We start from the raw sequence: 7,184 nt of genomic DNA, 5'->3' as shown, positions 1-7,184 counted from the left end.
TCTGGAGTGAAGAGTTAGGATTATATTTAGGCATATTTGACCGGAAACTGCGTTATTTTACCGTCGATGGTCAACTGGTTCCCACTCCCCAAGAAGCTGAATTACAGCAAAGACAAGCAAAGGAACAGATTCTTTTAGAAAGGGAACAGATTCTTCTAGAAAAGGAACAGGAACGACAGGCAAAAGAACAGGCTCTTTTAGAAAAAGAACAAGAACGACAAGCTAAGGAACAGATTCTTTTAGAAAAGGAACAGATTCTTTCAGAAAAGGAACAGGAACAACAGGCAAAAGAACAGGCTCTTTTAGAAAAAGAACAGGCTCTTTTAGAAAAAGAACAAGAACGACAAGCCAGGGAAAGATTAGCGGCAAAATTACGAGAATTAGGCATCAATCCGCAGACAATTTAGCTGGTTAAAATCTGCAAACGGCCATCAATAACCCCTTGAGTTACAATTATCTTGATTTGACTGGATAGACCCGAATGCAACTCACTCCCGAACAATACAAAGAAAAAATGCAGCGCCGCAAGGCAATCCAAGAGGAACGTTTAGCCGAAAAAATTGCTGAAAAAGGTTTAATTATCGTTAATACTGGCGATGGTAAGGGAAAAACCACGGCAGCCCTCGGTATGGTTTTACGTTCCCTCGGTCATGGTTACAAAGTGGCGGTGGTACAATTCATCAAAGGTGCTTGGGAACCTGCCGAACAAAAGATTTTTAGTGTTTGGGGGGAACAAATCGAGTTTTATGCTATGGGGGAAGGTTTCACCTGGGAAACTCAAGATAGAGAAAGAGATATAGAGAAAGCCCAAGAAGCATGGCAAAAAGCCCTAACTTTTCTCGAAAATCCCCAATATAAATTAATTTTACTCGATGAGATCAATATCGCCCTTAAATTCGGTTATCTGGATGTTCAGGAAGTTATCGCTGGTTTAGCCCGAAAACCCGCTAATTGTCACGTTATTCTCACTGGTAGAGGAGCTTTACCCGAATTAATCGAGATAGCGGATTTAGTCACGGAAATGAAGTTAATTAAACATCCCTTTCGTCAACAGGGAGTGAAAGCGCAACCCGGCATCGAATTTTAACTAACTACTGCTTAAGCGTTGTACCGTCTCTCCCGACAATAATCGATGAGTTTCAGCGAGAAGATGGGGAATTTTATCAGCGTGGGGACTAGCGGCTAAACAGGCAGTTAAATCGAGTCTTTCCACCTCTTTTGCCTGTTGACCGGGGAACCAATGACCCCCATTCCCCAAGAGATTGTATCTGGCCTTGGCAAAGTCAATCATATCGTAGGCGATAGCGAGATTGCGTAACCAGAGGATAGAACGAATATTGATGTGATTGGGGGTATTTTCCCAGCTAGGTAAACCCACAGACCAAGTTTTTACCCAATTATCGCCTAAACAGTTGATCATCTCTCCTTGCAATCTCTCGATAATTGCCGGTAAAATCTCCTCGGATCGATCAAGTAAGGGTAAAGTTTTCAGGTGTTCACCAAAATCTCTGGCTTGCGCAGCACCAATACTCAGGGTATGAACGGCTGGATGACTGAGACAGAATAGGTCATTAAAAACCATCGGACTGAGAGGAGAACAGAGCGCGACGAGCTTAGGGGGAGGATTGTAGAGATGGCCGCCCTTATCGGAGGGACTAATGATAAAAACGCCCATATCGTGCTGTTTTGCCGCTTCTATGGCCGGCCAGTTATTCTGAAAAATATAGTACCAGTGCAGATTGAGGTAATCGTAACAATTTGTTGCAATAGTCTTGACAATTACATCAGTTGGTGCATGGGTGGAGAAACCGATAAAACGAACTTTTCCCTGTTGCTGTAATTTTTTCGCCTCTTGCCAACAACCGCCCTCGGCCATAGTGTCATCGAGAATTTCAGCCGTGTTGATGCCATGGATACCCAACAAATCCACATAATCTAACCGTAAAAATTGCAGGGATTGCTCAAATTTACGGCGAAATTCCCGCACATCTTGACTGGGGGAAACTTTCGTCTGCACGATAATCTTATCCCTCGGTAGTTGCGGCAAAATTTTGCCCAATTGCATCTCGGAAGTGCCGTAACCCCTAGCGGTTTCGATGTGATTAATCCCCACTTCTAGAGATTTATTAATGATTGCCTCTAAATTGCCTTGATTCTCGTCGGGAATTTGCGACATTGGCAAATCCTGCCACTGAAATTGATAGCGCATTCCCCCACAGGAAAACACTGGCATTTGTAGATTAGTGCGACCGAAACGACGATACTGCATATATTCAGTTATCAGTTATCAGTTATCAGTTATCAGTGGGGAGGTGGGTGACCACTTCGTGCGCGTTGCGGGGGGAGAAGGGAGAGGGGAGATGGGGTTTTAGGGTTTTAGGGTTTTGGGGTATTAGTTGAAACTTCCCTATTTCCCCATTCTCCCATTCCCCCATTCCCTATCCCCTGTTCCCCGTTCCCTAAATTTAATCGGGTAAAGTGAGGATTTCGACACCGGTTTCGGTGACGGCGATGGTGTGTTCAAATTGGGCCGAAAGTTTACCATCTTTAGTAATAGCAGTCCAACCGTCTTTTAAGAGAATATGTTGCCAAGTACCCTCATTAATCATGGGTTCAATGGTGAATACCATGCCGGGGCGAATTGTTTTGCCTTTGCCACGAGTGCCGTAGTGGGGAACCTGCGGACCGGTGTGAAAAACATTACTGATACCATGACCGACAAAATCTCTAACCACTGAAAATCCCTCTCCTTCGGCGTATTCTTGGATAGCGGCGCCGATATCGCCGATTTTACCCCCCGGCTGCACCGCATCTATGCCTCTTTGCAGACATTCTCTAGTCACTTCCACTAACTTTTTGGCCAAGGGGGAGGGAGTACCGACAAAGAAAGTCTGGGAGGTATCGCCGTGATAACCTTCTAAAATCGGGGTGACATCAATGTTAATAATATCGCCGTCTTTGAGGATTTGATCGGCGCTGGGGATGCCGTGACAGATAACCTCGTTAATGCTAGTACAGATGGACTTAGGAAAGCCATGGTATCCTAGGGGCGCACTTTTGGCTCCATGGGCGCGAGTCCAACGTTCTGCCTCGTCATTGATTTCTAGGGTACTTACCCCCGGTTTAACCATATCGGCCAGATGGTCTAACAGTTTAGCCGCTAATCGTCCGGCTCGGCGCATTTTTTCAATTTCCCGGGGAGAGAGTAAGGTGATGGTATCGTTGCCCATGAATTATCCGACTGTTGAGAAAGATTCTTGTTACATTTCTTATCCTAGCAAAATCGGGCAGCGTTATGGTTTAGGGGGTTGGGTTATGGGAGTGGGGAGTGGGGAGTGGGGAGTGGGGTGTAGGGTGTAGGGAAATGGGGAAATGGGGAAATGGGGAGAATAAATAAAAATAATCTCCTGACTACTGATAACTGATAACTGATAACTGATAACTGATAACTGATAACTGATAACTGATAACTGATAACTGATAACTGTCTCCCGTCTCCTGACAAGAGAAATTAACCGAATCTACCGGCTACATAATCGCGAGTTTGTTGATTAACTGCATCGGTGAAAATTTTCTGGGTGGTGTCAAATTCTACCAAACGACCGACGCGGGTTTCGTCGGCATTAAAAAAGGCCGTGCGATCGGATACTCTAGAGGCCTGTTGCATATTATGGGTGACAATGACGATCGTGTATTGTTCCTTCAATTCATGGATTAATTCCTCCACTTTGAGGGTAGAAAGGGGGTCTAAAGCGGAACAAGGTTCATCCATTAATAATACTTTTGGTTTTACTGCCAAAGCGCGAGCAATACACAATCTTTGTTGTTGTCCTCCCGACAATCCTAAAGCGGATTTATTCAACAGATCTTTAACTTCATTCCAAAGAGCAGCTCCTTTTAAAGCTGATTCCACAATTGCATCTAATTCACTGCGACTGGCGGAACGATAAATTCTAATACCGTAGGCAATATTATCGTAAATACTAGCGGGAAAAGGATTAGGACGCTGAAACACCATACCCACCTGTCGCCGTAAGGTGTGAAGGTTAACTTTGGGGGCGTAGATATCTTGACCAAAAAACCTAACTTTGCCCTTAACTGTCACTTGTCCCTCTAATTCCCCGATGCGATTGAGGGCTTTTAAGAGAGTGGATTTACCACAACCAGAGGGGCCGATCATGGCGGTTACTTGCCTTTGCGGGATTTGTAAAGAAACCCCTTCCAGGGCTTTTTTACTACCGTAGAAAAAGCTAAGATTTTCGACTTCGATCGCCGAGTTAGCTAGAGAAGTAGGGGTGTTCATGGCAGAGGAATCGATCATCATAAAAATGCTTAATTTGAGCGTTTACGAGTAACAAAACGGGAAAGAAGGCTAGTAATTAAAACTAAGATAATCAGGACTAAAGAAGCTGTCCAAGCTAGGGAATTTTGTTCAGGAAAGGGGGAACTAGCGTAGTTATAAATCAACACCGTTAAAGCTGGTGTGGGCGACCAAAGACTTTCTTGCCAAAATTGACTAAATAAAGCCGTAAACATTAAGGGGGCAGTTTCTCCGGCGGCCCGGGCCACTGCTAATAATATCCCGGTCATAATCGGTGCGATCGCTGCTGGCAGGACAATGCGAAATACCGTATCGAAACGGGAACCCCCCAAAGCGGAGGAACCGAGACGGTAGGACATGGGTATTAGTTTTAGTGCCTCTTCCGTGGTTAAAGCGACGATGGGCAACATAATCACCCCCAAAGCAAAGGCCCCCGCTACGGCGGAAAATTGTTTGGTAGTTAACACCAAAACCCCGAAGGAAAACACCCCGACGATAACGGAAGGGGTACTACTCAACACCACGATCGCAAAGCGCAGAATACCGCCAATTTTGGAACCCCGAGCGAATTCCGAGAGAAAAACCCCGGTGAGAATCCCCAGAGGTATGCTGCCGAGGGATGCTAAACCGACCATGGTTAAAGTCCCCACGATCGCATTGGCAAAACCGTTGGGAACACTAGGATCGGAGCCAACTGGGGCGGGTAAAGAGGTGAAAACTTGCCAATTGAATCCGGGTAAACCTTCTTTGACAATTTGAAAGAGGATAGCGAATAAAGGCAGAATAGCGATGGCACTAAGAGCGATCGCTAAACCCGTGAGACCGTTGGTAAAAAAATGTCGCCACGGTGACAGGGGTTGCTGTAAATCTTCTTCGGGAAAAGCTCCTTGAGTCATAAAATTAACGATTGCGGTTGATAAACTGTACTAATAAAGCCGCTACACTATTGACGGCTAAGGTAATAACAAAGAGAATCAAAGCTAGATACATCAAAGCTCCGATGTGGACTTTTTCAAAAGCTTCTGGGAAAGTATTAGCTAGTACAGCAGGAATAGTATAACCGGGGGCCAAGAGGGAGGGACTAATAATCGAGGAGTTACCGATTACCATGGCCACCGCCATAGTTTCCCCTAAAGCGCGCCCTAAACCGAGGATAATCGCCCCGATAATGCCAGAACTGGCCGCCGGCAACAAGACGCGCCAGATGGTTTCCCAACGAGTGGCACCTAGGGCCATGGAGGCGCTGCGTAATTCCGAGGGGACGGTAAGCAAGACATCGCGACTAATAGCGGAAATGGTCGGCACAATCATGATGGCCAGGATCACACCGGCGATCAACATACTTGGTCCCAAAGGTTGGGTACTAAATAAAGGGAACCAAGCAAGATTTTGAAATAACCATTCTTGCAGGGGTTTAAGCACGGGAATTAGCACGAAAATCCCCCATAAACCGATAATTACGCTAGGAATCGAGGCAATTAATTCCACCAGAAAACCGATGGGATAACGGATACTGGCCGGCAAATAATTCTCGCTAGTGGTTAAAGCAACGGCAACACTAAGGGGAATGGCTAATAAAAGAGCTAGAATCGAGGAAACAACGGAACCGAAAATAAAGGGTAAACCACCAAATTTGAGGACGTTAACATCCCAAGTGGTTCCCCAGAGAAATCCCAGACCGAATTTATTGATCGCCGGTCGCGCATCCTGAAAAACAATCCAGGCCATCCAGAGCAGAAAAATTAAACCAGAGGCGGCACAAATCCAGACTAAGATTGTAAAAATGCGATCAAATAAACCGGCAGTGCCGGGGTTTTCGTTAAGATTGGCTGCTGAAAGATCAAAAGACTCAACGGGTTCAGAAAAATTAGCCATAAGGTAGAGCGCGATTACCAGTTAAGTAAGTGGTTCTAATTAAATAGAAGATAAATCCCCCCTAAATCCCCCCTTGATAAGCTATCCATTAGTCACATCTTTCTTAACATAAAATTTGACAAAAAGAGAAAAGTGTGCCAGATGGCTCAAGGGGGTTCTATGGGGGAACCAATTTGATGAGATAGTTTCCAAGTCTGGCTGATATCATGTTACCTTCCCAGTCCCAACCAAATGGTTTTAACACCGGGTTCACCGTCGCCTTTTCTACCTAAAAAACCCCCAAGAGAAGCAATCATTCTGACCGCTTCCGGCCAAGGAGGGCGGCTTTTCAGGTGGCGGACCCTGTTTATGAATAGTGGCACACAAAGATTGCCATTCATGTTCTTCCAAAAAACTTTCACAACTCTCCTCTCCGTGTAAGCGTGCTTGATAGGTTAACCAGAGTAATCTCCAGGCTACAATTGAAGCTGCTAGATTTCCTGAAGCTTGTGGCACACTTGTACTAGGTTGGCTGGCCAAGTTTTCTACGATACTGATTAACCTTTTCTTTCTTCTGGTGTCCCCTAGGTCTGCATACTGTAATTCTTGGGCTGCCCATTTCTCCATTTTTTTGCTTACCTCTACCTTGATTCCTTCTTTCAAAACTATACCTATCAATCGTTTCCCTTTTTTTTAAGTTTCTTCTCTTTTTGTTAAGAAAGATCTGACTAATGGATAGCTTGATAAGGCGGGTGCCGATAGGCGGGGGGATACTCCCTTAATCCCCCCTTGATAAGGGGAGTGCCTGATAATTTTTAACGCCTACCTACTTATTAACTTAAGTTAAAGGTATTGTAAAGTTTCAATGTAGGTAGTGATTCGGTAGTAGTGGTAAGCCATCTTGCTTATCTGGACTGAGTCGTGTAGAATATTTACTAATAAAAATAATTGCTTGATAAATGTTGGGGATTTGGTTTTTATGATTGCTATTTTTATCAATATCTTCTCT

7 protein-coding genes and 3 pseudogenes are annotated in these 7,184 nt (G+C 44.8%); 2 read left to right on the top strand and 8 right to left on the bottom strand.

All coding sequences use genetic code 11. The features are described from left to right. Positions 1–407, top strand: a pseudogene (locus IM515_RS25285) (Uma2 family endonuclease); the annotation flags it as partial. A gap of 74 nt (positions 408–481) precedes the next feature. Next, complete coding sequence (gene cobO / locus IM515_RS25280; protein WP_287629583.1) at positions 482–1,087, top strand: cob(I)yrinic acid a,c-diamide adenosyltransferase; 606 nt, start codon at positions 482–484, stop codon at positions 1,085–1,087. Here cobO and IM515_RS25275 read toward each other — a convergent pair whose 3' ends face one another. The 8 genes and pseudogenes from IM515_RS25275 to IM515_RS25240 all read right to left on the bottom strand — a co-directional run. Beyond that, complete coding sequence (locus IM515_RS25275; RefSeq protein ID WP_287629582.1) at positions 1,088–2,269, bottom strand: aldo/keto reductase; 1,182 nt, start codon at positions 2,267–2,269, stop codon at positions 1,088–1,090. A gap of 196 nt (positions 2,270–2,465) precedes the next feature. Beyond that, positions 2,466–3,230 carry a type I methionyl aminopeptidase gene (gene map / locus IM515_RS25270; RefSeq protein ID WP_287629581.1) on the bottom strand — a complete coding sequence of 255 codons (765 nt, stop codon included), beginning with the start codon at positions 3,228–3,230 and terminating at the stop codon, positions 2,466–2,468. Positions 3,231–3,313: 83 nt separating this feature from the next. Further along, on the bottom strand, positions 3,314–3,505 hold the full coding sequence (locus tag IM515_RS25265) for a hypothetical protein (protein ID WP_287698243.1): 192 nt from the start codon (positions 3,503–3,505) through the stop codon (positions 3,314–3,316). Positions 3,506–3,511: 6 nt separating this feature from the next. Continuing rightward, on the bottom strand, positions 3,512–4,324 hold the full coding sequence (gene pstB, locus IM515_RS25260) for a phosphate ABC transporter ATP-binding protein PstB (protein WP_002767653.1): 813 nt from the start codon (positions 4,322–4,324) through the stop codon (positions 3,512–3,514). A gap of 8 nt (positions 4,325–4,332) precedes the next feature. Continuing rightward, on the bottom strand, positions 4,333–5,217 hold the full coding sequence (pstA, locus tag IM515_RS25255) for a phosphate ABC transporter permease PstA (RefSeq protein ID WP_002767654.1): 885 nt from the start codon (positions 5,215–5,217) through the stop codon (positions 4,333–4,335). A gap of 4 nt (positions 5,218–5,221) precedes the next feature. Beyond that, the gene (gene pstC / locus IM515_RS25250) at positions 5,222–6,196 is read right to left on the bottom strand and encodes a phosphate ABC transporter permease subunit PstC (RefSeq protein WP_002767656.1); all 975 of its coding nucleotides are present in this window, start codon (positions 6,194–6,196) and stop codon (positions 5,222–5,224) included. A 146-nt stretch (positions 6,197–6,342) separates the two neighbouring features. Beyond that, positions 6,343–6,661, bottom strand: a pseudogene (locus IM515_RS25245) (IS4 family transposase); the annotation flags it as partial. Between the two features lie 30 nt (positions 6,662–6,691). Beyond that, positions 6,692–6,802: pseudogene (locus tag IM515_RS25240) on the bottom strand (IS4/Tn5 family transposase DNA-binding protein); the annotation flags it as partial. Positions 6,803–7,184 lie beyond the last annotated feature (382 nt).

This window comes from Microcystis sp. M44BS1, from assembly GCF_020244875.1.
Classification (GTDB): Bacteria; Cyanobacteriota; Cyanobacteriia; order Cyanobacteriales; family Microcystaceae; genus Microcystis; species Microcystis panniformis.
Note: the sequence above shows the minus strand (reverse complement) of the source record. Positions and strands in the feature narration are given on the sequence as shown.

Bases quoted from the DNA above. Each gene is read 5' to 3' on its own strand.
- cobO (WP_287629583.1), top strand. From the start codon at position 482: ATGCAACTCACTCCCGAACAATACAAAGAAAAAATGCAGCGCCGCAAG.
- IM515_RS25275 (WP_287629582.1), bottom strand. From the start codon at position 2,269: ATGCAGTATCGTCGTTTCGGTCGCACTAATCTACAAATGCCAGTGTTT.
- map (WP_287629581.1), bottom strand. From the start codon at position 3,230: ATGGGCAACGATACCATCACCTTACTCTCTCCCCGGGAAATTGAAAAA.
- pstB (WP_002767653.1), bottom strand. From the start codon at position 4,324: ATGATGATCGATTCCTCTGCCATGAACACCCCTACTTCTCTAGCTAAC.
- pstA (WP_002767654.1), bottom strand. From the start codon at position 5,217: ATGACTCAAGGAGCTTTTCCCGAAGAAGATTTACAGCAACCCCTGTCA.
- pstC (WP_002767656.1), bottom strand. From the start codon at position 6,196: ATGGCTAATTTTTCTGAACCCGTTGAGTCTTTTGATCTTTCAGCAGCC.